The sequence below is a fragment of the Dietzia maris genome (assembly GCF_036287335.1).
In the GTDB taxonomy this organism is placed as follows: Bacteria; Actinomycetota; Actinomycetes; order Mycobacteriales; family Mycobacteriaceae; genus Dietzia; species Dietzia cinnamea.
This window is the reverse complement of sequence record NZ_CP143053.1, coordinates 2,657,979-2,683,732: the sequence shown is the minus strand read 5'-3', so window position 1 is coordinate 2,683,732 and position 25,754 is coordinate 2,657,979. Positions and strand designations below refer to the sequence as shown.

Annotated in this window: 28 protein-coding genes; 15 read left to right on the top strand and 13 right to left on the bottom strand. The window is 72.2% G+C overall.

The window, feature by feature from the left end:
* Positions 1 to 7 precede the first annotated feature (7 nt).
* Together VYL96_RS12410 and VYL96_RS12405 are read right to left on the bottom strand one after the other, a co-directional pair.
* Positions 8 to 835 (bottom strand): oxygenase MpaB family protein, encoded by an 828-nt coding sequence (locus VYL96_RS12410; protein ID WP_131885991.1) that lies wholly within the window; start codon positions 833 to 835, stop codon positions 8 to 10.
* Positions 836 to 892: 57 nt separating this feature from the next.
* Positions 893 to 2,035, bottom strand: a complete 1,143-nt coding sequence (locus tag VYL96_RS12405) for an IS630 family transposase (RefSeq protein WP_329437521.1) — start codon at positions 2,033 to 2,035, stop codon at positions 893 to 895.
* A gap of 85 nt (positions 2,036 to 2,120) precedes the next feature.
* On the opposite strand from VYL96_RS12405, the gene VYL96_RS12400 reads away from it, so the two are divergent.
* Positions 2,121 to 2,498: a hypothetical protein gene (locus tag VYL96_RS12400; protein WP_329437518.1), complete on the top strand. Its 378-nt coding sequence runs from the start codon at positions 2,121 to 2,123 to the stop codon at positions 2,496 to 2,498.
* Between the two features lie 27 nt (positions 2,499 to 2,525).
* On the opposite strand, the gene VYL96_RS12395 is transcribed toward VYL96_RS12400, so the two are convergent.
* A complete protein-coding gene (locus VYL96_RS12395) occupies positions 2,526 to 3,161 on the bottom strand; it encodes a transposase (protein ID WP_329437533.1) in 636 nt (211 codons plus the stop codon).
* On the bottom strand, positions 3,109 to 3,669 hold the full coding sequence (locus VYL96_RS12390; protein ID WP_329437531.1) for a helix-turn-helix domain-containing protein: 561 nt from the start codon (positions 3,667 to 3,669) through the stop codon (positions 3,109 to 3,111). Before VYL96_RS12390 ends, VYL96_RS12395 begins: the two co-directional genes overlap by 53 nt.
* Positions 3,670 to 3,754: 85 nt before the next feature.
* On the opposite strand from VYL96_RS12390, the gene VYL96_RS12385 reads away from it, so the two are divergent.
* The 6 genes from VYL96_RS12385 (at position 3,755) to VYL96_RS12360 (ending at position 7,720) form a co-directional block, all read left to right on the top strand.
* Positions 3,755 to 4,132: a hypothetical protein gene (locus VYL96_RS12385; protein ID WP_329437529.1), complete on the top strand. Its 378-nt coding sequence runs from the start codon at positions 3,755 to 3,757 to the stop codon at positions 4,130 to 4,132.
* A 205-nt stretch (positions 4,133 to 4,337) separates the two neighbouring features.
* Positions 4,338 to 5,144, top strand: a complete 807-nt coding sequence (locus VYL96_RS12380) for an SDR family oxidoreductase (protein WP_207913615.1) — start codon at positions 4,338 to 4,340, stop codon at positions 5,142 to 5,144.
* Positions 5,145 to 5,156: 12 nt separating this feature from the next.
* The gene (locus tag VYL96_RS12375; protein WP_108848012.1) at positions 5,157 to 5,708 is read left to right on the top strand and encodes an LpqN/LpqT family lipoprotein; all 552 of its coding nucleotides are present in this window, start codon (positions 5,157 to 5,159) and stop codon (positions 5,706 to 5,708) included.
* 103 nt (positions 5,709 to 5,811) lie between these two features.
* Positions 5,812 to 6,471 (top strand): dTDP-4-dehydrorhamnose 3,5-epimerase, encoded by a 660-nt coding sequence (rfbC, locus tag VYL96_RS12370; RefSeq protein WP_131886688.1) that lies wholly within the window; start codon positions 5,812 to 5,814, stop codon positions 6,469 to 6,471.
* A 148-nt stretch (positions 6,472 to 6,619) separates the two neighbouring features.
* Positions 6,620 to 6,754 carry a DUF8730 family Cys-rich protein gene (locus VYL96_RS12365; protein ID WP_007632323.1) on the top strand — a complete coding sequence of 45 codons (135 nt, stop codon included), beginning with the start codon at positions 6,620 to 6,622 and terminating at the stop codon, positions 6,752 to 6,754.
* Positions 6,755 to 6,943: 189 nt separating this feature from the next.
* On the top strand, positions 6,944 to 7,720 hold the full coding sequence (locus tag VYL96_RS12360; RefSeq protein ID WP_007632325.1) for an enoyl-CoA hydratase: 777 nt from the start codon (positions 6,944 to 6,946) through the stop codon (positions 7,718 to 7,720).
* Positions 7,721 to 7,818: 98 nt separating this feature from the next.
* On the opposite strand, the gene VYL96_RS12355 is transcribed toward VYL96_RS12360, so the two are convergent.
* Positions 7,819 to 8,961 carry an IS630 family transposase gene (locus VYL96_RS12355; protein WP_329437521.1) on the bottom strand — a complete coding sequence of 381 codons (1,143 nt, stop codon included), beginning with the start codon at positions 8,959 to 8,961 and terminating at the stop codon, positions 7,819 to 7,821.
* 85 nt (positions 8,962 to 9,046) lie between these two features.
* Between VYL96_RS12355 and VYL96_RS12350 the strand changes: the two genes are divergently transcribed.
* Positions 9,047 to 9,424, top strand: coding sequence for a hypothetical protein (locus VYL96_RS12350; RefSeq protein WP_329437518.1), 378 nt, complete (start codon positions 9,047 to 9,049; stop codon positions 9,422 to 9,424).
* 309 nt (positions 9,425 to 9,733) lie between these two features.
* Positions 9,734 to 10,258, top strand: a complete 525-nt coding sequence (locus VYL96_RS12345; protein WP_131886221.1) for an arsenate reductase/protein-tyrosine-phosphatase family protein — start codon at positions 9,734 to 9,736, stop codon at positions 10,256 to 10,258.
* A 63-nt stretch (positions 10,259 to 10,321) separates the two neighbouring features.
* Here VYL96_RS12345 and VYL96_RS12340 read toward each other — a convergent pair whose 3' ends face one another.
* Positions 10,322 to 10,483, bottom strand: coding sequence for a hypothetical protein (locus VYL96_RS12340; RefSeq protein WP_165928520.1), 162 nt, complete (start codon positions 10,481 to 10,483; stop codon positions 10,322 to 10,324).
* Positions 10,484 to 10,522: 39 nt separating this feature from the next.
* Between VYL96_RS12340 and VYL96_RS12335 the strand changes: the two genes are divergently transcribed.
* Entirely contained in the window at positions 10,523 to 10,873 is a 351-nt protein-coding gene (locus VYL96_RS12335; RefSeq protein ID WP_207913587.1) for a DUF4229 domain-containing protein, read from the top strand.
* Positions 10,874 to 10,927: 54 nt separating this feature from the next.
* On the opposite strand, the gene VYL96_RS12330 is transcribed toward VYL96_RS12335, so the two are convergent.
* From VYL96_RS12330 to VYL96_RS12320, 3 genes are all read right to left on the bottom strand, one after another.
* Positions 10,928 to 11,815, bottom strand: coding sequence for a hypothetical protein (locus VYL96_RS12330; protein ID WP_236885607.1), 888 nt, complete (start codon positions 11,813 to 11,815; stop codon positions 10,928 to 10,930).
* Positions 11,816 to 11,885: 70 nt separating this feature from the next.
* Positions 11,886 to 14,495 (bottom strand): FtsX-like permease family protein, encoded by a 2,610-nt coding sequence (locus VYL96_RS12325; RefSeq protein WP_131886222.1) that lies wholly within the window; start codon positions 14,493 to 14,495, stop codon positions 11,886 to 11,888.
* Entirely contained in the window at positions 14,492 to 15,247 is a 756-nt protein-coding gene (locus VYL96_RS12320) for an ABC transporter ATP-binding protein (protein ID WP_131886223.1), read from the bottom strand. The genes VYL96_RS12325 and VYL96_RS12320 overlap by 4 nt, the downstream gene beginning before the upstream one ends.
* Before the next feature lie 159 nt (positions 15,248 to 15,406).
* Here VYL96_RS12320 and VYL96_RS12315 point away from each other — a divergent pair, with 159 nt between their 5' ends.
* The 4 genes from VYL96_RS12315 (at position 15,407) to VYL96_RS12300 (ending at position 19,759) form a co-directional block, all read left to right on the top strand.
* Positions 15,407 to 16,480, top strand: coding sequence for a hypothetical protein (locus tag VYL96_RS12315; RefSeq protein WP_131886224.1), 1,074 nt, complete (start codon positions 15,407 to 15,409; stop codon positions 16,478 to 16,480).
* A 136-nt stretch (positions 16,481 to 16,616) separates the two neighbouring features.
* Positions 16,617 to 17,414: a hypothetical protein gene (locus tag VYL96_RS12310; RefSeq protein WP_131886225.1), complete on the top strand. Its 798-nt coding sequence runs from the start codon at positions 16,617 to 16,619 to the stop codon at positions 17,412 to 17,414.
* Positions 17,415 to 17,698: 284 nt separating this feature from the next.
* Positions 17,699 to 19,000 carry a hypothetical protein gene (locus VYL96_RS12305; protein ID WP_236885606.1) on the top strand — a complete coding sequence of 434 codons (1,302 nt, stop codon included), beginning with the start codon at positions 17,699 to 17,701 and terminating at the stop codon, positions 18,998 to 19,000.
* Between the two features lie 150 nt (positions 19,001 to 19,150).
* Entirely contained in the window at positions 19,151 to 19,759 is a 609-nt protein-coding gene (locus VYL96_RS12300) for a hypothetical protein (RefSeq protein ID WP_207913588.1), read from the top strand.
* 91 nt (positions 19,760 to 19,850) lie between these two features.
* Here the strand turns inward: VYL96_RS12300 and VYL96_RS12295 are convergent, their stop codons facing one another.
* The 3 genes from VYL96_RS12295 to VYL96_RS12285 are packed head-to-tail and all read right to left on the bottom strand — an operon-like array spanning position 19,851 to position 23,022.
* On the bottom strand, positions 19,851 to 20,786 hold the full coding sequence (locus VYL96_RS12295; protein ID WP_131886226.1) for a 1,4-dihydroxy-2-naphthoate polyprenyltransferase: 936 nt from the start codon (positions 20,784 to 20,786) through the stop codon (positions 19,851 to 19,853).
* Positions 20,783 to 22,000: an o-succinylbenzoate--CoA ligase gene (gene menE, locus VYL96_RS12290; RefSeq protein WP_131886227.1), complete on the bottom strand. Its 1,218-nt coding sequence runs from the start codon at positions 21,998 to 22,000 to the stop codon at positions 20,783 to 20,785. The genes VYL96_RS12295 and menE overlap by 4 nt, the downstream gene beginning before the upstream one ends.
* A gap of 20 nt (positions 22,001 to 22,020) precedes the next feature.
* Positions 22,021 to 23,022 (bottom strand): 1,4-dihydroxy-2-naphthoyl-CoA synthase, encoded by a 1,002-nt coding sequence (locus VYL96_RS12285; protein WP_131886228.1) that lies wholly within the window; start codon positions 23,020 to 23,022, stop codon positions 22,021 to 22,023.
* Between the two features lie 23 nt (positions 23,023 to 23,045).
* Between VYL96_RS12285 and VYL96_RS12280 the strand changes: the two genes are divergently transcribed.
* A complete protein-coding gene (locus tag VYL96_RS12280) occupies positions 23,046 to 24,128 on the top strand; it encodes an o-succinylbenzoate synthase (RefSeq protein ID WP_131886229.1) in 1,083 nt (360 codons plus the stop codon).
* Positions 24,129 to 24,539: 411 nt separating this feature from the next.
* Here the strand turns inward: VYL96_RS12280 and VYL96_RS12275 are convergent, their stop codons facing one another.
* On the bottom strand, positions 24,540 to 25,496 hold the full coding sequence (locus tag VYL96_RS12275) for a type IV toxin-antitoxin system AbiEi family antitoxin (RefSeq protein ID WP_131886230.1): 957 nt from the start codon (positions 25,494 to 25,496) through the stop codon (positions 24,540 to 24,542).
* Positions 25,497 to 25,754 lie beyond the last annotated feature (258 nt).

Sequence of the window (25,754 nt, the reverse complement as noted above, 5' to 3'; positions counted from 1 at the left end):
CGCGGGGTCAGGCGCTCTGGGACCGCATCGACGACGGCACCGCGATCGGCGCGCGCGTGGTGAGCCGCGGCGACGTCAGCCCCTCGTGCGCGCGGGCGATCCGACCGAACACGGCGCTGCGGTCCATCGGCCGGTGCGGCAGATCCAACGCCCGCCGCACGTCCGACGGCACGAGGCTCGCGGCCGCGTCGACCACCGTCGTACACGACCGGTGCGCGGTCACCGAGTTCTCCGACACGCCCCGGCACACCCGGGCGGTCTCCCGCAGCCGACGCGCCGCGCGACGCCCGGCGACAGTGGCGCGAGCGCGGCCACGCGCGCCCCGCAGCAGCTGCTCGAGCTCGCGCACGGTGGTGGGGAAGGCCCGCGCGCCCTGCAGCCGGGCCAGGCCCGCCCACTGGCACACGTACCGGTCCGACTCGGCCGGGGTGAGCGGCCGACCCGAGAACCGCTGGAACGCCGCGAGCAGCGCCCACGCCAGGGCGGCCTGCGCCCACTCCACCAACGCCGGGTCGGAACCGTAGTAGTAGTCCCCGTGCTCCGTGGTGCCGTTGAACGAGCTGCGGTCGCGGTGCGCGTGCTCGATCGTCACCATCGCGTCGTCGACGGTGCCGAACGTCGAGATCTCCACCAGGTCGTGCAGGTAGTCGTCCATCGTCCACGGGTTCTCGTCCGCACCGCACGCCACCATGACCGAGGCGTACGCGGGATCGGCGGACAGCATGAGCAGGCCGGTCGTGATGCCGATCGGCGTGGACGCGTCGCCGTGGACCCGCCAGATGGGGTCGCTCGACTGGAACCAGCGGGGGCCGGGGATGTCGAGGATCGAGCACACCGGCGAGTCCGCCGTACCGCGTGGAACTAGTGGGCATCTCCGTTAGTTCGTCGGGGGTCATGCTGCGCGGAGGGTGCCGTCGTTGTTGAGGCGGTCGAGGTGGCGGTTGAGGTCGTCGCGGGTGTACTTCCAGCCGAACGGTTCGGCGCTTCGGTTGTAGCGATCCTGGAACGCGAGGATGCGTGCGGCGAGATCGTCGAGGTCTGCGAAGTCGCCGGTGGCGATGGCTTTGCGCTGCAGGATCGAGAAGTAGATTTCGACCTGGTTGAGCCACGAGGCGTGCACCGGAAGGTGCACCAGGACCGCGTTGGGAAACGCATGACGCATCCGGTCTTTCGAGGCCTGACCTGCGTGGGATGAGCCGTTGTCGACGACCCAGAACACTCGCTTCGCGGATGCGTATGGCTCTTGGGTCATCACCTGCTCGACCAGTTCGGTGAACGGGGCGATCCCTGTCTTGGGTGCGGTCATCCCCATCACGCGGGCCTGGTGGACGTCGTAGGCGGCGAAGTAGGCCAACGTCCCACCGCGGCGGTACTCGAACTCCACGCGCCGCGGCTGACCGGGCCTGGCGGGAGTCTCGGCGTGACGGCGTTTGAGGGCTTGGAGCTGTGATTTTTCGTCCGCACTGATGACGTACTCATCGTCGCCGAGAGCAACGCCGTTCCATCGGCGGTGGTACAGGTCCAGCACCCGGGCGGCCTTGGCGGCGAAGTCCGGGTCGCGGGGGAAGATCCACGATCGGTGCTGCCACGGCTTGATCGCATCTGCGGCCAGCCAGCGCCCGATCGTCGACGGCGCCACGGGCCTCACCAGCCCTGTGGCCACGGCGTGGGCTCTCAACTCGGCGGCCGACCATCGGGTCAGCGGCAGACCGTGGTCAGCCGGACGCGTACACGCCAGCGCTTTGACCTGGGCGACCTCGACGGGGGTGAACACTCGCGGTCGTCCCGAGCGGGGCCGATCTTTGAGCCCCTCAAGGCGCTCGAGACAGAAGCGATGCCGCCACTGGCGCACCGTGTCCTGACATACCCCGACCTCGCGGGCGATCGCAGCGTTGGCGTCACCGTCGGCGGCGGCGAGGACGATCCGGGCTCGCAGTACGTCACGGTGAGCACAGCGGGCAGCGTTCGCGCGGCGGGTCAACGCGTCGCGTTCCTTGGCGGTGAGGACGACGATATCGGCGCTGGTGGGAGGCATATCCATTTCTGACCCATCCAGCGGCGCCCGCCGAGCCGCCACGCCGGAACACCCCGAAAGCCGAGGGCGAAAACTGGTGGAGGCGATGATGGAGATCATGGCCAAGATCCCCGAGTCGACCCAGACCTCATTGCGACAGAAGTTGCTGGCCCGCGCTGCCGAACGGTGGCCCCAGATCCAGGCCCTGCACACCCGTTACCGGGCCGGATTCGCCTACATCGATGCCACCTTGACCGACGGGGACGAAGTCAAGCTCTGCCGGCTGCGCTACGCCGGATCAGCCAGCCAGTGGGGTTTTGCGATCTACCGCGCCAGCCACGACGACTACCAGCAAGCCGCCCTGCCAAACGGATGGCCCTCAGGCACTCCCGCAGAAGCCCTCGACACCGCCTGCGGCCTCTATCTCGGCGACCCCACCGCCTGGCTCACCGACCCCCGACGAACTAACGGAGATGCCCACTAGTGGGCATCTCCGTTAGTTCGTCGGGGGTCATGCTGCGCGGAGGGTGCCGTCGTTGTTGAGGCGGTCGAGGTGGCGGTTGAGGTCGTCGCGGGTGTACTTCCAGCCGAACGGTTCGGCGCTTCGGTTGTAGCGATCCTGGAACGCGAGGATGCGTGCGGCGAGATCGTCGAGGTCTGCGAAGTCGCCGGTGGCGATGGCTTTGCGCTGCAGGATCGAGAAGTAGATTTCGACCTGGTTGAGCCACGAGGCGTGCACCGGAAGGTGCACCAGGACCGCGTTGGGAAACGCATGACGCATCCGGTCTTTCGAGGCCTGACCTGCGTGGGATGAGCCGTTGTCGACGACCCAGAACACTCGCTTCGCGGATGCGTATGGCTCTTGGGTCATCACCTGCTCGACCAGTTCGGTGAACGGGGCGATCCCTGTCTTGGGTGCGGTCATCCCCATCACGCGGGCCTGGTGGACGTCGTAGGCGGCGAAGTAGGCCAACGTCCCACCGCGGCGGTACTCGAACTCCACGCGCCGCGGCTGACCGGGCCCGGAGGGAGTCTCGGCGTGACGGCGTTTGAGGGCTTGGAGCTGTGATTTTTCGTCCGCACTGATGACGTACTCATCGTCGCCGAGAGCAACGCCGTTCCATCGGCGGTGGTACAGGTCCAGCACCCGGGCGCCCCTTGACGGCGAAGTCGGGGTCGCGGGGAAAAATCCATGACCGGTGCTGCCACGGCTTGATCGCATCTGCGGCCAGCCAGCGCCCGATCGTCGCCGACGCCACGGGGCGCACCAGCCCTGTGGCCACGGCGTGGGCTCTCAACTCGGCGGCCGACCATCGGGTCAGCGGCAGACCGTGGTCAGCCGGACGCGTACACGCCAGCGCTTTGACCTGGGCGACCTCGACGGGGGTGAACACTCGCGGTCGTCCCGAGCGGGGCCGATCTTTGAGCCCCTCAAGGCGCTCGAGACAGAAGCGATGCCGCCACTGGCGCACCGTGTCCTGACATACCCCGACCTCGCGGGCGATCGCAGCGTTGGCGTCACCGTCGGCGGCGGCGAGGACGATCCGGGCTCGCAGTACGTCACGGTGAGCACAGCGGGCAGCGTTCGCGCGGCGGGTCAACGCGTCGCGTTCCTTGGCGGTGAGGACGACGATATCGGCGCTGGTGGGAGGCATATCCATTTCTGACCCATCCAGCGGCGCCCGCCTAGCCGCCACGCCGGAACACCCCGAAAGCCGAGGGCGAAAACTGGTGGAGGCGATGATGGAGATCATGGCCAAGATCCCCGAGTCGACCCAGACCTCATTGCGACAGAAGTTGCTGGCCCGCGCTGCCGAACGGTGGCCCCAGATCCAGGCCCTGCACATCCGTTACCGGGCCGGATTCGCCTACATCGATGCCACCTTGACCGACGGGGGCGAAGTCAAGCTCTGCCGGCTGCGCTACGCCGGGTCAGCCAGCCAGTGGGGTTTTGCGATCTACCGCGCCAGCCACGACGACTACCAGCAAGCCGCCCTGCCAAACGGATGGCCCTCAGGCACTCCCGCAGAAGCCCTCGACACCGCCTGCGGCCTCTATCTCGGCGACCCCACCGCCTGGATCACCGACCCCCGACGAACTAACGGAGATGCCCACTAGTGGTGACATGCACACACCCCGGGGTAGTGACGCCGCCCGAGGGGGGCGGCCGGATGGGTCCTGTCGCAGACTCTAGCGCCCAGCCGCGCGCCAGAGAAGAAAAGACGGAGGGATCGCTGAGGAAATCCCATGAACGACCGACACACCGCTTACATCTAGGCTGGGCGGCGCACGCCACACGCATTCCGACCCCGAGGAGACGGCCGTGACCGCCACCCCCCTTCCCGCCCCCCGCACCGGCCCCGTCGTGCCCGACCGCTTCGCCGGACGCACCGCCCTCGTGACCGGCGCCAGCCGGGGGATCGGCCTGGGCATCGCCCGGCGACTCCTCGCCGAGGGGGCGTCCGTGGTCATCACCGCCCGCGGTCAGGAGGGGCTCGACGCCGCCGTCGCCGAGCTCGGAGCGTCCGACCGGGTGCTCGCCGTGGCGGGGAAGAGCGACGACGAGGAGCACCAGCGCGAGGTCGTGGCCCGGGCCGAGCAGACGTTCGGGCCGATCGATCTGCTGGTCAACAACACCGGGATCAATCCGGTCTACGGCCGCACCGTCGACATCGACCTCGCCGCGGCCCGCAAGATCACCGAGGTCAACGCCCTCGGCACCCTGTCCTGGACGCAGAAGGTCTACCACTCCGGGCTCGGCGAGCGCGGCGGCGCGGTGGTCAACATCGCCTCCATCGCCGGCCTCGCCCCGTCGCCCGGGATCGGCTGGTACGGCGCCACCAAGGCGCTCGTCATGCGCCTCACCCAGGAGCTCGCCGTGGAGGTCGGCCCGTCGGTGCGCGTGAACGCCGTCGCACCGGGCGTGGTCAAGACCCGGTTCGCCGAGGCCCTGTACGAGGGCCGCGAGGAGGCGATGGGCGCCGCCCTGCCCACCGGCCGCCTCGGCGTGCCCGACGACATCGCCGGCCCCGTCGCGTTCCTGCTGTCCGACGACGCCCACTGGATCACCGGCCAGACGCTCGTCGTGGACGGCGGCGCCCACATCGTCGGCGCCGGGCTGCAGGGCTGAGGCGGGCCGCACATGACCTCGATCCAGGAGTACTGCGCCTCCACCGGTCGCGCCCTCGAGGCGAGCCCGCCCATGGCCGTCGCCGCCCAGCCGCTGACCTGGGTGGACAGCCCGCCGTGGCAGCGCATCGAATCGCCCGAGCCGTCCGCGGTGATCTACGTGGACCCGGGCGCCCACCGCGACGGCTTCTCGCCCAACGCCGTGGCGACCTGCGCCCGCGTCGCCCCGGCGATGGACACCGAGCAGGCGGTCGAGATGATCGTCGCCACCGCCGACGCCCTCGCCGACTGGACCCCGCTCGAGCAGGTCGCCGGCGAGGGCGACGAGTCCGCCGGGGCCGTCACCAGCATCTATCGCTACCTGCGCGGCACCTACACCGCCGAGCCGGGTGAGATGGCCACCTCGAGCCTGATCGTGGGATGGAGCGACGACGAGGCCACCTATGTCTTCCAGTTCGTCGTCACCGGGTGGCGCGAGGACGCCTCCGTCCACGACGACGCGATGAGCTGCCTGCTCATCGGCGAGTGGACGGCCGGGCAGATCGTCGACGCGATGCGCGGATAGGGTGGTCGGCGCCGCGGGTGGGCAACCCGCGCCGGGCAGTGCCCGCGCTGGTGGGCGCGGCGCGGAGACGGGTCACGATCGACGAGGGGAAGGCGGGACGGACGTGCAGCTGCGCGAGCTCAGTGTGACGGGGGCATGGGAGATCACCCCGCGCCAGATCTCCGACGACCGCGGGGTCTTCCACGAGGCCTTCACCGACCCCGCCTTCCGCGAGATGACCGGCCACCGCTTCGACCTCGCGCAGGTCAACGTGTCCGTCTCCGGAGAAGGCGTCCTGCGCGGCCTGCACTACGCCGAGGTACCACCCGGGCAGGCGAAGTACGTGCTGTGCCCGTCCGGCACCGTCTTCGACGTCGTCGTGGACGTCCGCGTGGGCTCGCCGACCTTCGGCGAATGGGCCGGCGTCCTGCTCGACTCCGTCGAGCAACGGGCCGTCTACATCCCCGAGGGCGTCGCCCACGGATTCCTGGCCCTCGAACCGCAGTCCACCGTGATGTACTTCTGCTCGGAGGGCTGGCGGCCCGGCGCCGAGCACGTCATCGACGCCTTCGATCCGAAGATCGCGATCGACTGGCCGCAGATGGCACTCGACGGCACCGCGATCGAGCACGTCATGAGCGACCGCGACCGCGACGCGCCGAGCCTGCTCGACGCGGCCGCCGCCGGGCGACTGCCGCAGTGGGACGCCTGCCGCTCGCACGTCGAGCGGTTGCGCGACGCCACCCCCCGTGTCGACGCCGAGTGGCGCCCCGCCGAGGCCTGACCTACCCTCGGCGGTCTGCCCCCGCCGACCCGCGCACCCACGACTCGTGCATTGTCAACCTATGCACCGTCGACTTGTGCACCGTCGGACCGTGCGCTGACGGCGCGGTGGGCCGGCCGATATCCATCCGACGATCGAGGAGATCCCCATGTGCTACCCCGTCACCTGCCCCGTCTGCGGCAAGACCACCTGGGAGGGCTGCGGCGAGCACGTCGACCAGGTCAAGGCGGCCGTGCCCGCCGAGCAGTGGTGCGACGGACAGCACCGCGCCGCCGCCAACTGATCGTCGTGGGCTCTCCGGGCCGGGCCGGCGTTGGCGTGAGCTGATCCGGCGGGGCCCGGCCGGCGTGCTGATCTCTCGGACTCGGCCCGACCGCGCCCACGGGGGCGTCCTCGCCCGGTCCCGGCCCGCGCGCGCCGATCGGACGGTAGAACCGGGGGAGGTACCCCTCACCCCTGACGGAGGCCCCCAGTGAGCACCCCGTTCGTCCTCGTCGAGAACACCGGCCCGATCGCCCGCGTCACGCTCAACCGGCCCGAGCGCCGCAACCCGCTGTCCCTGCAGATGATGCGGGAGGCCACCGCGGCAATCCGCGCACTCGGCGACGATCCCGACTGCCGGGTCGTCGTACTCACCGGTTCCGGGCCGGCGCTCTCGGCCGGGCACGAGATCAGCGAGATGGTCGAGCGCACTCTCGAGCAGGAGCGTGAGGTCTTCTCGGTCTGCGTCGACCTCATGGAGAGCATCCAGGCCATCCGCCAGCCCGTGATCGCCGAGGTCCAGGGACACGCGGTGGCGGCCGGCTGCCAGCTCGTCGCGACCTGCGACCTGGCAGTCGCCGTCGACACCGCCCGCTTCGGCACCCCCGGCGTGAAAATCGGTCTGTTCTGCTCGACGCCCATGGTGGCGGTCTCCCGGAACATCGGCCGCAAGCGCGCCATGCAGATGCTGCTGACCGGCGAGACGATCGACGCGACCACCGCCGTCGAATGGGGGCTGATCAACGAGTCGGTTCCCGCCGACCGGCTGCGCGCCCGCGTGGACGAGCTCGCCACGCGGATCGCCGACGCGAGCCCGCTGACGCTGGAGATCGGCAAGCAGGCCTTCTACCGGCAGATCGACCTGCCGCAGGACGAGGCCTACCGCGAGATGGCCGAGACGATGGCCACCAACGCCGTCACGTGCGACGCGCAGGAGGGGATGAGCGCGTTCCTCGAGAAGCGCACACCGCAGTGGCGCGGTGAGTGAGCCGTAGCGTCGCGCGCGGCCGCTGCCGCGGGGTCGTGGCTCGCGTGACTCCGCCCCGCACCTGCGGCTAGTGGGCATCTCCGTTAGTTCGTCGGGGGTCATGCTGCGCGGAGGGTGCCGTCGTTGTTGAGGCGGTCGAGGTGGCGGTTGAGGTCGTCGCGGGTGTACTTCCAGCCGAACGGTTCGGCGCTTCGGTTGTAGCGATCCTGGAACGCGAGGATGCGTGCGGCGAGATCGTCGAGGTCTGCGAAGTCGCCGGTGGCGATGGCTTTGCGCTGCAGGATCGAGAAGTAGATTTCGACCTGGTTGAGCCACGAGGCGTGCACCGGAAGGTGCACCAGGACCGCGTTGGGAAACGCATGACGCATCCGGTCTTTCGAGGCCTGACCTGCGTGGGATGAGCCGTTGTCGACGACCCAGAACACTCGCTTCGCGGATGCGTATGGCTCTTGGGTCATCACCTGCTCGACCAGTTCGGTGAACGGGGCGATCCCTGTCTTGGGTGCGGTCATCCCCATCACGCGGGCCTGGTGGACGTCGTAGGCGGCGAAGTAGGCCAACGTCCCACCGCGGCGGTACTCGAACTCCACGCGCCGCGGCTGACCGGGCCTGGCGGGAGTCTCGGCGTGACGGCGTTTGAGGGCTTGGAGCTGTGATTTTTCGTCCGCACTGATGACGTACTCATCGTCGCCGAGAGCAACGCCGTTCCATCGGCGGTGGTACAGGTCCAGCACCCGGGCGGCCTTGGCGGCGAAGTCCGGGTCGCGGGGGAAGATCCACGATCGGTGCTGCCACGGCTTGATCGCATCTGCGGCCAGCCAGCGCCCGATCGTCGACGGCGCCACGGGCCTCACCAGCCCTGTGGCCACGGCGTGGGCTCTCAACTCGGCGGCCGACCATCGGGTCAGCGGCAGACCGTGGTCAGCCGGACGCGTACACGCCAGCGCTTTGACCTGGGCGACCTCGACGGGGGTGAACACTCGCGGTCGTCCCGAGCGGGGCCGATCTTTGAGCCCCTCAAGGCGCTCGAGACAGAAGCGATGCCGCCACTGGCGCACCGTGTCCTGACATACCCCGACCTCGCGGGCGATCGCAGCGTTGGCGTCACCGTCGGCGGCGGCGAGGACGATCCGGGCTCGCAGTACGTCACGGTGAGCACAGCGGGCAGCGTTCGCGCGGCGGGTCAACGCGTCGCGTTCCTTGGCGGTGAGGACGACGATATCGGCGCTGGTGGGAGGCATATCCATTTCTGACCCATCCAGCGGCGCCCGCCGAGCCGCCACGCCGGAACACCCCGAAAGCCGAGGGCGAAAACTGGTGGAGGCGATGATGGAGATCATGGCCAAGATCCCCGAGTCGACCCAGACCTCATTGCGACAGAAGTTGCTGGCCCGCGCTGCCGAACGGTGGCCCCAGATCCAGGCCCTGCACACCCGTTACCGGGCCGGATTCGCCTACATCGATGCCACCTTGACCGACGGGGACGAAGTCAAGCTCTGCCGGCTGCGCTACGCCGGATCAGCCAGCCAGTGGGGTTTTGCGATCTACCGCGCCAGCCACGACGACTACCAGCAAGCCGCCCTGCCAAACGGATGGCCCTCAGGCACTCCCGCAGAAGCCCTCGACACCGCCTGCGGCCTCTATCTCGGCGACCCCACCGCCTGGCTCACCGACCCCCGACGAACTAACGGAGATGCCCACTAGCCGCTCCCGCCGATGGCGTCTCGCTTCTCGCGATGGCGTCTTGCTCTTGCGGCCGTTGCGCGTCCGCTCCCGGCGATGGCGTCTCGCTCCTACGGCAGTGGCGCATCCGCTCCCGCCGATGGCGTCGTGCTCTGGGGGATGTACGCCACGGGCATCGACGCTCCTGTCCATGGCGTCTCGCCTGCCCGCCGGGCGGAGCGAGACGCCATGGTCGCGCGCGGCTGTGGTGGGCCGCTGAGCCGGGCGTGGTCGAGCGGACGCAGGCGCCAGGAGAGGAGAGGCGACCTCGCCGCCGACTAGGATCGACGCATGGCGCTTTCCGTGATGACGGTCTGTACAGGCAACATGTGTCGCTCCCCGCTGGCCGAGCGGCTGCTGGCCGCACGCACCGCCGCGGTCGGACTCGACGTGACGGTCGACTCCGCCGGGACCCGCGCCGCCAACGGAGCGGAGATCCACCGCGAGACCCTGCGGGTGCTGCAGGGCTACGGCGGTGAGGGCGACGGGTTCGCGTCGCGGCTGCTCACCACCAACCTGCTCGCCGGGAGGGACCTCGTCCTCACCGCGACCCGCGCACACCGCGACGCCGTCCAGGAGCTCGCGCCCCTGCTGTGGAAGAAGACCTACACGCTCCTCGAGGCGGCGCGGCTGGCCGACTCGGACGAGTCCGTCACGCTGGCGGGACTGTCGCGCGCGCGGCTGAACATCAACACTGACGATCCAGCGCTCGACGTGGAGGACCCGATCGGGCGGGAACCCGAGGTGTTCGACCGCACGGGCGCACAGATCAGCGACGCAGTGGACTCCATCGTCCGCCTGCTGGCGCGCAGCTGAACGAGGCGCCTCACGCGGTCCGCGCGACCGGTGTGTCGTCGTCCCGCCCGCGCCCGTGGGGCGTCAGGGGTCCAGCGGTTTACGACGGTCCAGTTCCCGTAGGAATTCCGGATCGTCGTCGGGAGCGATGACGCGCGGGGGTGCCGACCGTGAGCCCGGCCCGAAGGCCCGCCACAGCAGGATCGCCACTGTCACCACCCCGATGAGTGCGAAGAGCCAGATCACTCGAACCTCCTTTCCACCACGATACGTATCCTGGAGACCATGAGCGAGCGAGACGAATCAACACACCCCACGGACGGGTCGACCATGCCGGCCACCACCCCGAAGGGGAGCTCGCCCGGTGCCCGCCTGGCCCGGAACATGGTCTTCTACACGATTGTCCGGCTGCTGTTGGTGCTGGCGCTGACCCTGGTGATCATCGGGCTCGGCGCCCTCGCCGGGGTGCAGATCCCGGTCCTGGTCGCGGCGATCATCGCCGTGGTGATCGCGCTGCCGCTGTCGATGGTGCTGTTCAGCCGATTGCGCGCGCAGATCAACTCCGGCATCGCGGAGGTCGACGCCGGGCGTCGCGAAAAACGCGAGGACCTGCGGCGGCGCATGAACGAGGCCTGAGCCCACCCCGGAAGGGGGCAGGCACGGCGGGGAGCGCGGTGCCGGGCGGGCGTGTCAGCTGCGCGGGCCGCCCGGCCAGAACGACCCCGGCCAGCGGAAGCCCGGGATGCGGACGGAGCTCCGCGGCTCGCCGGAGGCGTCCGACCCCGCGGACCCCAGCGATCCGGAATCGCGGGTCGGCGGGACGGACGTCTGCGGAGCCGGCGGCTGCAGTCGACTCCTATCCGCCTCCGTCGGAACGGAGGTCGGGTCGGACGAGCGCGTCGTAGGGGGCTCCGCCCCGCCCGGAACGCTCGGGTCGGGCAGCCCGGGCTCGCTCTGGCCCGGCTCGGTGCCGCCCGGTTCGGTCCCGCCGGGTCCGGTGGTGGGCGGAGGTGACGTCGGCGTCGTCGCACCGGGTGAGGTCGTGGTGGAGCCGGGCTCGTCCGTGGCCGGTGTGCCGCTGTCCGGATCGTCGGTGCCGGGCGCGTCCGGCCGATCGGTGGTCGTCTCGTCATCGCGAGTGTCACGGTCATCGATTCGCTCGGTCTCGAGCGGATCGATGTCGGTGCGCGGCTGGGCGGGTGTCCATTGCTCACCGGTCGGCTGAGCTGTCGCGGTCTCGCTCGGGGGAGCGTAGGTGCCGGCCTCCTCATCGGGGACGTACAACGCCCCGGGCGCCGGCTGGACCCCGATGTAGTAGCGGCTCAGGCAGTGATCGGTGACGTCCTGGGACCCGTCGGTGAAGATGGTCATTCCCGGGGTGCCCCCGTCGGCATCGGTCGCACACCGGGCGATGAACTTCCCCGACTGCTCTTCGCGGTCCGTCGTCGCGGTGGGCGACGTCAGTTCGATCGCGGGCGCGGAGCGTGGCCCCTCCGAAAGCACCTGCGGTTCCGGCTGCGCGCACGACGCCGCAACCAGCGCGATTGCGCCGGCGGAGAGGAGCACCCGATTTCGCATAACGATAGTGTCTCAGTTCTGTCAAAGGATGGCCACCGGATGAGGGCGGCGGGGTCGATTTCGCAGGTGATCAGCTCGTCGTGACCCTGGTACGGACAGCGCCCAGGGCTGCGACACCGGCCGCGAGGAGTGCGGCGAGCACTCCGCCGACCCCCACCATCACCAGATCGGACACGGGCAGGTTCTCGTTACCGCCCACTCCGGCGGCGCCGGTCAGTCCGCGGAAGACACCGCCGATCCCGCCACCGGCACCGGTCAGGGCCTCCGCTCCCGCGGAGCCGAAGGCCGCGCCCAGCACCACGCCCAGGGCGGCCGCGCACACCGCGACCAGCAGCGTCTCCAGGACCAGCATGAGCCAGACACCGGTACGGGTCACGCCCACGCCGCGCAGCAGCGCGATCTCCCGCGTCCGCTCCCGGACGGCGAGCGTGAGGGTGTTGGCCACGCCGACCAGCGCCAGGGCCACCGCCACCGCCAGCAGCAGCGCACTCGACGTGAGGACGGTCCGGACGGACGTGGCGATCTGCTCGCGGGAGGCGAAGCTCTCGGTGACGGCCAGGTCGGGAGCGGCGTCCACCACGGCCGAGCGCACGTCCTGCAGGGCGGCGTCGAGCTGCTCGCCCTCCAGGGCGTCGTCCATCCGCAGCCACAGCTCGGTGCGGGGCACGAACTGGCTCGGCACCTCCACGCCCTCAGGCCAGGGCGAGCCGTCGGGCAGTTGCGCCACGGGCCAGGCCGGCACGCTGTCCGGAGCGGCGAGGGCCCACTGGTCGCTCGTCCGGCGCACCACGAGGTCGCGGCCGTCGTCGTCGGAGAAGAACGTGAACCGGACGGTGTCGCCGTCGCGGGCGTCCGCGGCCACGGGGGAGGACTCGGGCAGCACGATCTCGCCCGGCCCCGGCAGCACCACGTCGCGGCGCATGACCTCGCGGATGCGGTCCGGGTCGGCAACCCGCAGCACCGTGCGCCTGCCCTGCGGGTCCTCCGCGTACATGTCCGTCACGACGAGCGACTCGGCCACACCCCGGGTGTCGGCCAGGGTCTCGGGCAGGCCGACGGGCAGGAGACCGTCGGGCGCGGTCACGGCCACGTCCAGGGGGACCCGGTCGACGAGGCGGGCCTGGATCGCGGGCCCGAGCAGTGCGATGCCGGTGACCATCGTCGCGGTGAGCGTCACGCCCACGAGGACCGCGGACGAGGTGGCGGCGGTGCGCCGCGGGCTGCGGGCGGTGTTGCGCGCGCCGAGGAGCCCCACCGGGCCGAGCACTACACCCACCACCGTCCCGAGCGCGCCCAGGAGGGTGGGCAGGGCCCCGGCGGCCACCGCGAGGACGCCGAGGAACGCCAGGACCCCCCACGCTCCGGCGGAGACCACGTCGCGCGCGGCCACCGCGTCCGACATGGAGTGCCAGCCGAACGCCGCCAGCGCCGCGCCCACCACGACCATCGCGAGTCGCCGCCACCACGGGTCGGGTCGCACGTCCGCCGGGCGCATCGCCTCGAGTGGACTGCCGGAGGTGGCCCGCCACAACGACGGCAGCGCGGTGAGTACGGTGACGCCCATGCCCACCGCGGCGGCGAGCAGGTACGCGCGGCCGGGCACGGTCACCTCCTGCAGCGGGATGGTCACCCCGAGCCGCGGGGCCTCCCGGGACGCCAACGAGACCGCGAACCGGCCCAGGGCCAGCCCGGCCGCGGTGGCCAGCGCGCCCACCGCCAGCGCCTCGGCGATGCCCGAGACACGTAGCTGCAGCCGAGAGGCGCCCAGGCACCGCAGCAGCGCCGTCTCGCGCACGCGGGCGGCGAACACCACCGCGAAGGTCGTCCCGATCACTAGCGCGGCCACGGCCACGGCCAGCACGGTGAACGCCAGCAGGGCGCGTGTGTAGACGTCGCGACCGCCCATGAACGACTCGGCGAGCGCGTCGGCCTCGGCGGCGCCGGTGGACACCTCCACCGCGGACGTGCCGGGCACGTCGGCCAGCCGCCGTTCGATCTCCGCGGCGAGTGCGGCGTCGGGCACGGTCCCGTCGGAGGCCACGCGCACGTCCCCGCCGGCGCCGTTCGGCGCCCACTGCTGCACCTGCTCGTCGGTCGCGTACAGCGGGAACGCCGACTTCATGTCGGGCTGCCCGGCCAGGTCGAACAGGCCCACCACCGTGACGGGGGCGGGGTCGCCGCCGCCGGTCGGCTGTACCTCGAACGTGGCGCCCACCGGCAGGTCCGCGTCCGCGCGGATCGCCACCTCGCCAGGAGTGGCGGGAAGCCGCCCGTCCGCCAGCGGCTGCCAGCGCAGGCCGTCGTCGGTGGCGAGCGTTGTCGTCGTCGTCATCTGTTGGGCGCGACCCTCCACCCGGACCCGCACGTAGGTCTGCGCGTCCACGGTCACCGCACGCACGCCCGGCGTGGCGGCGATGGCCTCCAGGCCGAGCCGCTGTGATTCGGCCGCCTCCTCCCGCGCGGCCTCGCTGCCGGCGGAGGTCCGGTCGCCGAGGTTCTGCACGAGCACCGCGGTGTTCTCATAGCGCATGCCGAAGGTGGCGTCGGCGCTCGCCGCCATCGTCCGCAGGACGCCCACGGAGGCGAGTACGAACGCCACGGCCACCGCGATCGCCAGCAGCGTCCCCAGGTAGCGGCCCGCGTGGACGCGCAGCTGACCGAGGACCAGGCGGGCGCTCACGCGGTGGCCGGCCGGCGACCGGCGATCGAGCGCATGGCCGCGTCCACGGCCTCGGCGGTGGGGGACGTCACCTCGTCGGCGATCCGGCCGTCGGCCAACACCAGCACCGTGTCGGTGTGGGCGGCCGCGTGCGCGTCGTGGGTGACCATGACGACCGTCTGCCCGGTCTCGCGCGCGCACGCGCCGAGGAGCCCGAGCACGGCCTCGCCGGACTCGGAGTCGAGGTTGCCGGTGGGCTCGTCGGCGAAGACCACGTCGGGGCGGGGCAGCAGGGCGCGCGCGATGGCCACCCGCTGCTGCTGACCGCCTGACAGCTCATGGGGTCGGCGCCTGAGGAGGTCCCCGATCCCCAGCTCGCCGACCAGGGTGTCCAGGCGCGCACGGTCGGGTCGGCGGAACGCCATCCGGACGGGCAGCACGATGTTCTCCCGCACGGACAGCGCGGGCACGAGGTTGAAGGACTGGAACACGAAGCCCACGCGGGTGCGTCGCAGTCGGGTGCGGCCGGCGTCGCGCAGGCGCGTGACCTCGGTGGACCCGATCGTCACGGTGCCGGCGTCGGGGGTGTCGAGGCCCGCGAGGCAGTGCATGAGGGTGGACTTCCCGCTGCCGGAGGGGCCCATCACCGCGGTCCAGCGGCCCTTGTCGAGGGCCACGTCGACCCCGTCCAGCGCCCGCACCGTCACCCGCCCGTGGGAGTAGGTCTTGCGCAGGCCCTTGGCCCGGATGGCGATCTCGGGGGGTGGGGTCACGTGGGTCCTTCCGTCGCGGCTGGCGTCCGAGAGGTGAGTGTAGGGATCGCCGCGGCGCGCTGAGAATGTCTGTGGCTCGTGTGACTGATGTGACGTACGATGCGTGTGTGACTGGGCCTGGCCCGGTCGTGCCCAGCTCCCGGACGACAAGGTGACCTCATGTTCCAGCGACGCTCGCACCGCACCGCCCCCCGTTCCCGCACGCTCGCCCTCGGTGGCGCCCTGGCCGCGCTCGCCGTGGTCGGTGGCGGCACGGTCGTGGCCGTGACCGACCCGACCGCCGTCGACGCCGGCGACATCCAGCTCGCGCAGAACGCCACCGATCAGGCCGCTGCGCAGGAGATGCCGCTCGGGACGCCCGTGAACCTCGACCTCGAGCCCGTCGTGGCTCGCGCGGCCGGCGGCGCCATCCCGGCCGGCACCACCATCCAGGTCACCGGCCTGCCCGACGGCCTCACCCAGGACGGCTGGGTCATCTCCGGCACGCCTACCCGCGCCGGGGAGTACGAGGTCCTCGTCACCGTGTCCAACGGGGCGCTGTCCCAGTCGCAGAAGGTCGCCATCACCGTCGTCGACGGCGCCGGGGCGGCCGGGCAGGCTGCAACCACCGACGGCGCCGGGGCGGACGCGGAGGGGGAGACGGGTCCCTCCACCACCGAGCCGTCCACCACCGCCGACGAGCCCACCACGGACGAGGCCACCACCGACGACGCCCAGCCCGATCCCACCCTCTCGGCGGCCCCCGGCGATCCGAGCCTGGCCGACAGTGCCCCCGGAACGGAGAACGAGGACGGCGACGACGGCGAGGCCGGCACCAGCCCGGACGTGTGCTCGGTCCTCGGGGACGGCGAGATGGACGGCGCCTCGCTGGCCCAGCTGCTGCCGCTGGTGACCGGCGACCAGGACGGTGCCTCGTCGGGCCTCGTCCTGATGCTGGTCAACGCGGTCGTGGGGCTGCTGCCGTCCGTCCTCGGCGACAGCGGGTCGCTCGAGGGGATCGGGTCGGTAGGGGAGATGCTCTGCACGATCTCGCCCGAACTGCTCGGCGGCCAGTCCGCCGGCGCCACCGGCGACGACGCCACCACCGGTGGGGCCGCGGCCACGACCGGCGCGGCCACGACCGGTGGGACGACGACCACCGCCGGGCAGGCGGCCGGTGCGACCGGCCTCGCCGCCGACCCCACCGCCCTGCTGGGGCTCCTCACCACGGGGGCGGGCAGCCTCGGACAGTGACGCCCGCCGCGCCCGGGGCGATCTCCACCCCGGGCGACGGTCTCCGCGTTACAGTTCTCCCGTCGACGTCCGGCGCCCTGGAGGGGGACGCGGGGGTTCGACCCCGTCCGCCGTCGTCGAAGAGGGTTCATCACACATGTTCACCCGCAAGGCCGTTACCGTCTCCGCCGCCGCGTTCGCGCTGGTCGCCCTCTCCGTCCCCGTCGTCAACGCGCAGGGTGACGGAGCGGCGCCCGACGGGGCGGGTGCGGGCAGCATCCCGCCCGGCAGCCTCAAGTCCGAAGGTCTCGATGCCGGGAGCCTGTCCGACGGCTCCGCCGACGTCGGGGGTGACGACGACGAGGGCGGCAACGGCGGGGAGGACGGCGACGCCCCGGGCGACGGGTCCGGCTCGCCGGACAGCGGCTCTCTGGGCAGCCTCGAGGGCGTCACCGGCGAGGACTCGAGCGTCGGTGATCTGACGCCGGAGTCGGACGCCGTCTGCGAATTGCCCGCGCTGGGCGGTTCGGTGGCCAAGTTCTATCCGCTGTTCGGGATCGACGGCGTGCCCACCGGGGTCCTCGACCTCATCACCACCGCCCTGGACTCCTTCCCCAACCTGCTCGACGTGGTCGCGGGCGAGGGCGGCGGAACGGCGTCGCTCGAGCAGACCGGATCACTCGCAGAGGGGCTGTGCGACACGTTCCTCGGAGGCGAGATGGTCCTGCCGCCGGTCACGGTGATCGTCGACGGCGCCGGTAACCCGATCAGCACCGTCACCGGCACCACCACTCCCAGCAGCTCCGCCGTCACCTCCACCCTGACGGCCGCCTCGGTGTCCGCCGGCGAGGACGCCGACGACGCGGGCGCCGAGGCCTCCGGCGCCGCCGCTGCGGCCGCGACCCCGGGCGAGCCCGCCGTCGCGCCGGTCCCGACCTCCGTGCCCGTTCCCTGATGGCCTGACACCCCGAGTTCGCCGCGGCGGCCCGATCCCGACACCGGGATCGGGCCGTTCGTCATTTGCGGTGTGGCGCCGGGGAGTACGGGCCGGATAAACGTCCGCCCATGGCCGGGCTGATACCCAGGGGGGTGTGTTACCGGTGTGGTTTGTGTGTTGTGAGTGACTTATGTGACAGCAGTAGACAGTTGGTGTGCATGTGGTTAGAGTGGCACGCGTAATGGTCTGCGCTCCCGTTCCGGGGAGTGAGCGATCTGAACCCCTCCGGAAGGAACCAGCCGATGCGTGCTCGCCTCGCCCGTCCTCGTCGTATCGTCCGGGGTCGCCTCGTCGCCCCCGTCGCAGCAGCTGCCGCGGTCGCTCTCGTGGGCGGAGTCGTCGTCGCCGCTCCCGACGCCCCGACCGTCCGCGGCGACGTCCAGACCGTCGCCGGCTCGTCGTCCTCGGCGTCCCCGCTGATCGTGAGCGGTTTCACCGCCGGTGGCGCGGAGTTCTCGTTCGATATCCAGGAGCTGGCCAGCGGCGTGTATGCCGGGATCGAGATCGAGAACGTCGTGGGGCTGCCCGAGGGGCTGACGTACGCCGACGGCGCGATCTCGGGTCAGGCGGCGGTCGGCGGCACGTACGAGCTCACCGTCATCGGCAAGGTCAACGGCGCCCCCGTCAGCATCCCCGCCACGCTTGTGGTCAACAACGCCGACGGCACTGCGCCCACCGGCGCCTCGGGTGGTTCGACGGCAGCGGTCGAGGGCAGCCTCGGTGGCGGTCAGGTGGAGGCCGGCGGTCAGGTCACCACGGGCTCCGACGGCACCGACGCGATCCTCGGGGCCGTCGCGGGCATCGTTTCCGCGCTCGGCGGCGACGCCGGCTCGGTCACCGAGCTCGCGACCGGCTCCACCGGTCAGGGCGGGGTCACCCCGGAGAACCCGGGCGCCCCCGAGGGGCCGACCGGCCCGCTGGGCAGCGCCGCGAACGGCGAGCTCGGCCTCGGCAGCCTGTCGAACGGCGCCCCCGAGACCCCGGGGACCGAGACGCCTGATGCGGAGACGCCCGCCCCCGGTTCGCTCGGCCTCCCGGGCTCCTCGGCCACCGCCGAGGGTGAGGCGACCGGCGGCATCGACACCTCCAGCCTGGGCCCGCTGGCCCCGCTCGGCTCGTTGATCGACGCCGGCACCGAGACCGGATCGACCGCCGACGGCGGCACCCAGCCCACCGGGTCCACGACGACCGGCGGTACTACCACCGGAGGCGAGCTGACCACGGCCGCCGAGCTGACCGGCGGCGGCGAGATCACCATCCCGGGCTCGTCCTTCCCCGCCGACACCGGCTCGCTCGGTGCCCTGGCCCCCGGTCTGGCGCTCACCGGCGCGGCCATGCTCGGCCTGGCGGGGCTGACCATGGCCCTCAACGGCGGGTCCTCCACCCCGGGCTCCACGGCGATCCTGCCGGCGCTGCCCGGGTCCACCACCACGGGCGCGACCACGAACGGCGGCTCGTCCGGCTCGACCGCCCCGACCGTGGCCGCCGGTGCTCCGCGCACCGTGCAGGCGCCCGGCCCGACGGTCGCGAACGGCCGCGGCTGACCCCGGAAACTCCCGGCGGTCGCGCAGGCCGCCGGTGACCACGTCCACCCCGGGGCCCTCTCACATCTTGAGATGGCCCCGGGGTGACGTGCTTTGGTGGGTTACCGTGGGTCAGCCGCGAGTCCGCGGCGGTGTCCACGAAAGGCCTGTATGCGTATCTCCCGTCCTGTCATCGCTTCCGCCGTCGCACTCGCCGCCATGGCCGCGGTCGGGGCCGCGTCAGGACAGGCGGAGGCACCCGACACCACGCCCGTCGTCGTCGAGGCCACCGACGTGGCGCCCGCCGCCCTCCCGTCGCTCACTCTGCGGGTGGGTGAGTACATGGAGCGCCGGGTCAGTGACTACGTCACCCCGCCGCCCGGCGCCTCGATCCAGTTCCAGGGACTACCGCCCGGGCTGACCTATGACCCGACCACCACCGCGATCAAGGGCACGCCCACCACCGCGGGCGTCTACAACCCCGTCGCGACCGCCTACATCTTCGGCGTCCCGGTTCGTACCGAGACCACGCAGGTGACCGTGACCGGAGGCAGGGGAGGCGGAGCCGCGCCGGCCCCTGCACCGGCGCCCGCCCCCCGTCCGGCACCCGCGCCCGCACCGGTCGCCCCGCCGGCGCCGGGCACGATCAACATCGCCGACATCGACGGGCTGCCCCTGCCCGAGCCCGTCAAGGACGCGCTCCGCGGTGCCGCCCTGGCGATCAACGACGGCATCCAGAACGCCTGGAACGCGGTCCCCGCCGGCTCGCTCGGCAAGTAGACCCTGCCGGGCCACGCACCGGCCCACGGACGACGGCGGCGGCCGGCCCCCGGTGAAGGGGATCGGCCGCCGTTGTTCGCGCGGGGCGCGTCTACAGCGACGCGATCACGAAGCCCGCGCTCACCAGGACACTCCACGCGAGCATCGCCATCCCGGCCGTCGCGAGTGCCGGGATGAGGTCGGCGCCCGTGGCCCGCGCCCGCACCGGGCCGTTGGCCTTCCACGCCACGGGCAGTGCGAGCAGCCCGAGCAGCGCCCACCAGGTCGCCGGGATCAGCGCGAGGGTCGCCAGCAGCGGGACCAGCAGCTCGAGCACGGCGTGCAGGCCGCGCGTCCGCGAATCACCCAGGCGCACGGCGAGCGTGATCTTGCCGGCCTCGGTGTCCGAGGGGATGTCCCGCAGGTTGTTGGTGAGGTTGACCGCGCACGAGAAGCTGCCCACCGCGACCGCGGCGACGACCGCGTACCAGGTCACCGACCCGAGCTGGGTGTACTGCGTTCCGATCACCGCGACCAGCCCGAAGAACACGAACACCGCGACCTCGCCGAGCCCGCGGTACCCGTACGGGGTCTTCCCGCCCGTGTAGAACCACGCGGCGAGGACGCACGCCACGCCCACCAGGATGAGCCACGGCTGCGAGGTCGCGCTGAGCACGAGCCCGGCCAGACCACCCAGGCCGAGGAAGCCGAATGCGGCCCGCTTGACCGTCGCGGGGCGGGCCGACCCGGAGCCCACCAGGCGCAGAGGACCGACGCGGTCGTCGTCGGTGCCGCGGACGCCGTCGGAGTAGTCGTTGGCGTAGTTGACGCCGATGATGAACGACCACGCCACCACCAGCGCGAGCAGCGCCTGCCACCACACGAACCCGCCCGCGAGCGCCGCGGCCGCCGAGCCGACGAGCACGGGCGCGAACGCGTTGGGCCAGGTCCGCGGGCGCGCGCCTTCCAGCCAGTGGGAGAACGTGGCGCCACCGGGCCCGGCGGCGGCGTCGGCGGCGGAGGGTGCGGGGTCGGTCTCGCGGCTCATTCCCCGATTGTCCCATCGACGAACCCGGCCGCGACGCCGCGCCGGTCGACCTTGCCGCCCGGCAGCACGGGCAGCGCGTCGAGCACCGCCACCCGCGCCGGGGCCGCGTGCTCGCCGAGGACTCCGGTGACGTGCCGACGCAGCTCGTCGGCCGTGGCGGTCGCGCGCAGGGTCACCGCCGCGACGGGCCGGGTCCCCAGCCGGGCGTCCGGGATCCCGACGACGACGACGTCGACGACCGCGGGATGCCTCCGCAGCGCGTCCTCCACGGTCTGCGGGAGGAGCGTCAGCCCGCCCACGCTCAACGCCTCGTCCAACCTGCCCAGGACCCGGAGCCTGCCGTCCGGGCCGATCTGCCCCGCGTCGTCAGTGCGGAACCACCCCGCCCTGGCGAACGCCGGATGATCAGGGGCGTTCCGGTATCCCTCGGCGAGCTGCGGGCCCGCCAGCCAGACGCGGCCCTCGTCGTCGTCGACCTCGACCCGTACCCCCGGCAGCGGTGCGCCGTCGTACACACACCCGCCCGCTGTCTCGCTCATCCCGTACGTCCGGATAACGCGGACGCCGGCGTCGGCGGCGCGCGCGAGGAGTTCCGGCGCGGCCGCCGCGCCCCCCAGCAGGACGGCGTCGAGCGCGGCGAGGGCCTCGACCGCCGCGGGGGAGCCCTCGTCGAGGACCTTGGCCAGCTGGCCCGGCACGAGCGAGGTGTACGCCCGGTCGGCAGCGCGCCCGGCCCCCGCGCTCGTCCCCGCCCGGCACGCGTCCACCGCGGCGGGCAGCGTCTCGGGATCGAACCCGCGCGTCACGTCCACGACCACCGGCTCGTGACCGGCGCGCAGGGACCGCAGGATCACCTGCAGCCCGGCGATGTGATGCGCGGGCAGCGCGAGCAGCCACCGGCCGGGCCCGCCGAGCACGGTGTCGGTCGCCGCGGCCGAGGCGGCCAGCGCCTCCGCCGAGAGCATGGCGCCCTTGGGCGTCCCCGTGGAGCCGGACGTGCTCACCACCAGGGCGACGCGGTCGTCGATCGGCTCGCCGGGGCGCTGACTGTCGGCGAGGATCCGGGTGCGCGGGGGGTCGTCTGCGGGCACCGGCAGCAGGGCGGGCCCGCGGTCGGCGAGCATCTCCTCCAGAGCGGGGAGGACCTCGGCGACCGCCGGGCCGCCGGGGACGGGCAGGGTGCGCAGCTCGCGGGAGGCGGGGGAGTCGGCCATGACCAGACGGTTCGCGCGCGTCAGTAGTAGTAGGGGTAGTCGTCCCAGTTGGGCTCGCGCTTCTCGAGGAACGCGTCGCGGCCCTCCACGGCCTCGTCGGTCATGTACGCCAGGCGCGTGGCCTCGCCGGCGAACACCTGCTGGCCCATGAGGCCGTCGTCGGTGAGGTTGAACGCGAACTTCAGCATCCGCTGCGCGGTCGGGGACTTGCCATTGATCTGCCGCGCCCACTCGATGGCGGTCGACTCCAACTCGGCGTGATCCACCACCCGGTTCACGGCACCCATCTGGAACATCTCCTCGGCGGTGTACGGCTGGCCGAGGAAGAAGATCTCGCGCGCGAACTTCTGGCCCACCTGCTTGGCCAGGTACGCGCTGCCGTAGCCGGCGTCGAACGAGCCCACGTCGGCGTCGGTCTGCTTGAACCGGGCGTGCTCCCGCGAGGCCAGCGTCAGGTCGCTCACCACGTGCAGCGAGTGCCCGCCGCCCGCGGCCCAGCCGTTGACCAGGCAGATCACGACCTTGGGCATGGTGCGGATGAGCCGCTGCACCTCGAGAATGTGCAGGCGCCCGCCCTCGGCCTTCACGCGCGCCTCGTCCACCTTGTCCGCCGTGGCGCCGGCGACGTCCGAGTCGTGCTCGGTGGAGTACTGGTAGCCGGAGCGGCCGCGGATGCGCTGGTCCCCACCGGAGCAGAACGCCCACCCGCCGTCCTTCGGGCTGGGCCCGTTGCCGGTGAACAGGACGGTGCCCACGTCGGGGGAGCGGCGCGCGTGGTCGAACACCCGGTACAGCTCGTCCACCGTGTGCGGGCGGAACGCGTTGCGCACCTCGGGCCGGTCGAACGCGATGCGCACGATCCCGTTGACACGGCCCTCGCCGACGTGCCGGTGGTACGTCAGGTCGGTGAGGTCGACGCCGCTGCGGAAGCCCTCGACCTCCCGCCACTGCGACGGATCGAAGGGGTTGGCGGTCTCGTCCTGCGCGGCGCTGCCGGAACGGGTGCTGCTCTGCTCGGTCATGGCTCCGACGTTAGCGTGGACCCATGACATCCGTACCGGGCCCCGAGTCGATCGACGATCTGCTCGCGCGCGTCCACGTGGTGGCCCTGCCGATGCGGGTGCGGTTCCGCGGCGTCACCGAGCGCGAGCTCGTGCTGATCGACGGGCCCGCCGGGTGGGGCGAGTTCGGGCCGTTCGGGGAGTACCACGATCGCGAGGCCGCCCACTGGCTCGCCTCGGCGATCGAGATGGCGTGGCAGGGCCCGCCGCCGCCCGTGCGTTCGCGGGTCGCGGTCAACGCCACGGTCCCGGCGGTGTCGGCCGGCGAGGTCGGCGCTATCCTCGACCGCTTCCCGGGGTGCATGACGGTCAAGGTCAAGGTGGCGGAGAAGGGGCAACAGCTGGTCGACGACGTCGCCCGCGTCGCCGCCGTCCTGCAGGCCCGGCCCGGCGCGCGGGTGCGGGTCGACGCCAACGGGGCGTGGTCGGTGGCGGAGGCCGCCCACGCCGTGCGGGTCCTCGACCAGGCGGTGCGTGCCGCCGACGTCTCCCGCACCGGTCCGGTGTCGTTGGACGGGCCGGGCCTGGAGTACGTCGAGCAACCGTGCGCGACCGTCGACGAGCTGGTGGAGCTGCGGGAGCGCCTCGCCGCCGACGGCGTGCACGTGGACGTGGCCGCCGACGAGTCCATCCGCCGCGCCGAGGACCCCCTACGCGTCGTTCGGGCCGGGGGCGCCGACCGGGCGGTGGTCAAGGTCGCGCCGCTCGGTGGCCCGCGGCGTCTGCTGGCCGTGGCCGCCGAGCTCGGGGTGCCGGTGACGGTGTCCAGTGCGCTCGACTCGGCGGTGGGGGTCGCCGCTGGCGTCGCGGCTGCTGCCGCCCTTCCGGGTGTCGGCGCGGGTGGCGGGCCCGGGGGCGACGACGACGAGATCCCCGCCGCAGGTCTGGGCACCGGCGGGTTCTTCGTCGAGGACGTCGTCGACCCGGGGGTCTTCGTCCTGGAGGACGGGCATCTCCCGGTCCGCCAGGTGGCCCCGGACCCGGCGCGGATGGAGAACCTGCGTATCGGCGGCGAGCGGCGCGACTGGTGGCTGGATCGCATCCGCCGCTGTTACGGACTTCTCTGAACCAGCCGTGCTGGGCAAACCCGTCCGCCGGCTTGTCGGCAGCAGCTCCGGGCCCGGCCTGCGCGCAGCCGCCCGCCGGCTTGTCGGCAGCGGCCCCGGGCCCGGTCCCCACACAGCCGCTCCTCGCCATGGCGTCTCGCGCGCACCGCGGGGTGTGCGAGACGCCATGCCCAGGAGCCGCTGCAGAAATCGCGTGCATCCGCGGGAGCGAGACGCCATCCCCGGGAGCGGCTGCGGGGCGCGGCCTGGGGCGAGACGCCATGCCCAGGAGCGGCTGCAGAAATCGCGTGCATCCGCGGGAGCGAGGCGCCATCGCCGGGAGCGGCTGTGGGAGTTGCTAACTCGGCTGTGGTGCGCGGCTTGGGGCGAGACGCCATGTCGGGGAGCGAGGCGCCATCCCCGGGAGCGGGATCACGCGACGCGGCCCGGACCCCGGCCGAGGGACTCCTGAATCCTCATCGCCTCGCGGATGACCGGCACGACCCGGCCGCACTGATAGTCCTCCCACTGCCACCGCCGGACGATGTTGCCCAGAGATTCGATGTCGTTCTGCCGTCTCTTCTCGTCGCGGAGCTTCTTGCGGACGTCGACCTCGTCGTCGTCGATCCCGTACTTCCCCGTCCCGTCGGCCTCACCGACGAGCCCCCACTCCTCCCAGTACATGTCCACGAAGGCCGACGTCCCGTCCGAGAGGATGAACTCCCGTTGGAGCTCGGGCATCGGCAGACCGGCGCGACTGATCATCACCCTGCTGGCCGACTCGAGGACCGACTGGGCGCCCGCGTTCGCGAACGCCACCACGGCCCGGGCTCTGGCGATCCCCACCCGGCCGGCGGCGGCCTCGAGTTCGACCGCCAGATCGGTCGGGCTGCACAATTCGCGACGCAACGCCTCGTCCGCCGCACACACCGCGCCGGTGAAGGGACTCGTCCGCGCGACATCGACGATCGTCCGCGCCGGAGCGGTGACCGGGATGCCGTCCACCTCGACCACGGCGTCCGCGAGATCGAGATTGTGGCAGATCGTGCTCCTTCCGCGCCTGCTCCCGCTGCCGGGTCGATGCCTGGTGGTGGTGACCCGCCGGGTGTCCATCTCGTGGACGGGCAGACCGTGGAGGACGAGCGCCGAGGTATGCGACAGGGCGGTCCCGGGGCCGACGCTCTTCGCCGCGGCCCGCGATCTCATCTCGAGCATCGCCTCGGCCTTGTCGGGACCGGTGGGGAGTTCCGACGCGAGCGTGTAGATGCCGTGGCGGACGCGGTAGAGCTGACCGGTGCGTTCCGCGTGCTCGCGCGCTCGGCGACTATAGCCACGGGCGAGGAGCTCGGCCGCGGTGATGACGACTGGACGGGACTGATCAGTGCTCATGGGCAGGCAGTATTGCCGTGACGGGCCGGCCGTTCCCGTCGCGGAGGCCGGTTCTGCGCCCGGCCTGTGGAGAGGGGCGGGGCTGTGAGTTTCCGGCGGCTGCTGGGCCGCGGTTGTTCATGGCAGTAGCTGGAAGCGGAGCCGTTGTCAGGCGCTGGCAGCTGCCGCTGATCCAGCCGGAGCACCAGCCGCCCGCCGCCATGGCGTCTCGCGCGCACCGCGGGGAGGGCGAGACGCCATTGCCGGGAGCGGCTGCCC

Bases quoted from the DNA above. Each gene is read 5' to 3' on its own strand.
- VYL96_RS12305 (WP_236885606.1), top strand. From the start codon at position 17,699: ATGCGTGCTCGCCTCGCCCGTCCTCGTCGTATCGTCCGGGGTCGCCTC.
- VYL96_RS12280 (WP_131886229.1), top strand. From the start codon at position 23,046: ATGACATCCGTACCGGGCCCCGAGTCGATCGACGATCTGCTCGCGCGC.
- VYL96_RS12295 (WP_131886226.1), bottom strand. From the start codon at position 20,786: ATGAGCCGCGAGACCGACCCCGCACCCTCCGCCGCCGACGCCGCCGCC.
- VYL96_RS12390 (WP_329437531.1), bottom strand. From the start codon at position 3,669: ATGCCTCCCACCAGCGCCGATATCGTCGTCCTCACCGCCAAGGAACGC.
- VYL96_RS12405 (WP_329437521.1), bottom strand. From the start codon at position 2,035: ATGCCTCCCACCAGCGCCGATATCGTCGTCCTCACCGCCAAGGAACGC.
- VYL96_RS12385 (WP_329437529.1), top strand. From the start codon at position 3,755: ATGATGGAGATCATGGCCAAGATCCCCGAGTCGACCCAGACCTCATTG.
- VYL96_RS12330 (WP_236885607.1), bottom strand. From the start codon at position 11,815: ATGCGAAATCGGGTGCTCCTCTCCGCCGGCGCAATCGCGCTGGTTGCG.
- VYL96_RS12335 (WP_207913587.1), top strand. From the start codon at position 10,523: ATGAGCGAGCGAGACGAATCAACACACCCCACGGACGGGTCGACCATG.
- menE (WP_131886227.1), bottom strand. From the start codon at position 22,000: ATGGCCGACTCCCCCGCCTCCCGCGAGCTGCGCACCCTGCCCGTCCCC.
- VYL96_RS12365 (WP_007632323.1), top strand. From the start codon at position 6,620: ATGTGCTACCCCGTCACCTGCCCCGTCTGCGGCAAGACCACCTGGGAG.
- VYL96_RS12310 (WP_131886225.1), top strand. From the start codon at position 16,617: ATGTTCACCCGCAAGGCCGTTACCGTCTCCGCCGCCGCGTTCGCGCTG.
- VYL96_RS12400 (WP_329437518.1), top strand. From the start codon at position 2,121: ATGATGGAGATCATGGCCAAGATCCCCGAGTCGACCCAGACCTCATTG.
- VYL96_RS12315 (WP_131886224.1), top strand. From the start codon at position 15,407: ATGTTCCAGCGACGCTCGCACCGCACCGCCCCCCGTTCCCGCACGCTC.
- VYL96_RS12285 (WP_131886228.1), bottom strand. From the start codon at position 23,022: ATGACCGAGCAGAGCAGCACCCGTTCCGGCAGCGCCGCGCAGGACGAG.
- VYL96_RS12345 (WP_131886221.1), top strand. From the start codon at position 9,734: ATGGCGCTTTCCGTGATGACGGTCTGTACAGGCAACATGTGTCGCTCC.
- VYL96_RS12375 (WP_108848012.1), top strand. From the start codon at position 5,157: ATGACCTCGATCCAGGAGTACTGCGCCTCCACCGGTCGCGCCCTCGAG.
- VYL96_RS12355 (WP_329437521.1), bottom strand. From the start codon at position 8,961: ATGCCTCCCACCAGCGCCGATATCGTCGTCCTCACCGCCAAGGAACGC.
- VYL96_RS12350 (WP_329437518.1), top strand. From the start codon at position 9,047: ATGATGGAGATCATGGCCAAGATCCCCGAGTCGACCCAGACCTCATTG.
- VYL96_RS12300 (WP_207913588.1), top strand. From the start codon at position 19,151: ATGCGTATCTCCCGTCCTGTCATCGCTTCCGCCGTCGCACTCGCCGCC.
- VYL96_RS12275 (WP_131886230.1), bottom strand. From the start codon at position 25,496: ATGAGCACTGATCAGTCCCGTCCAGTCGTCATCACCGCGGCCGAGCTC.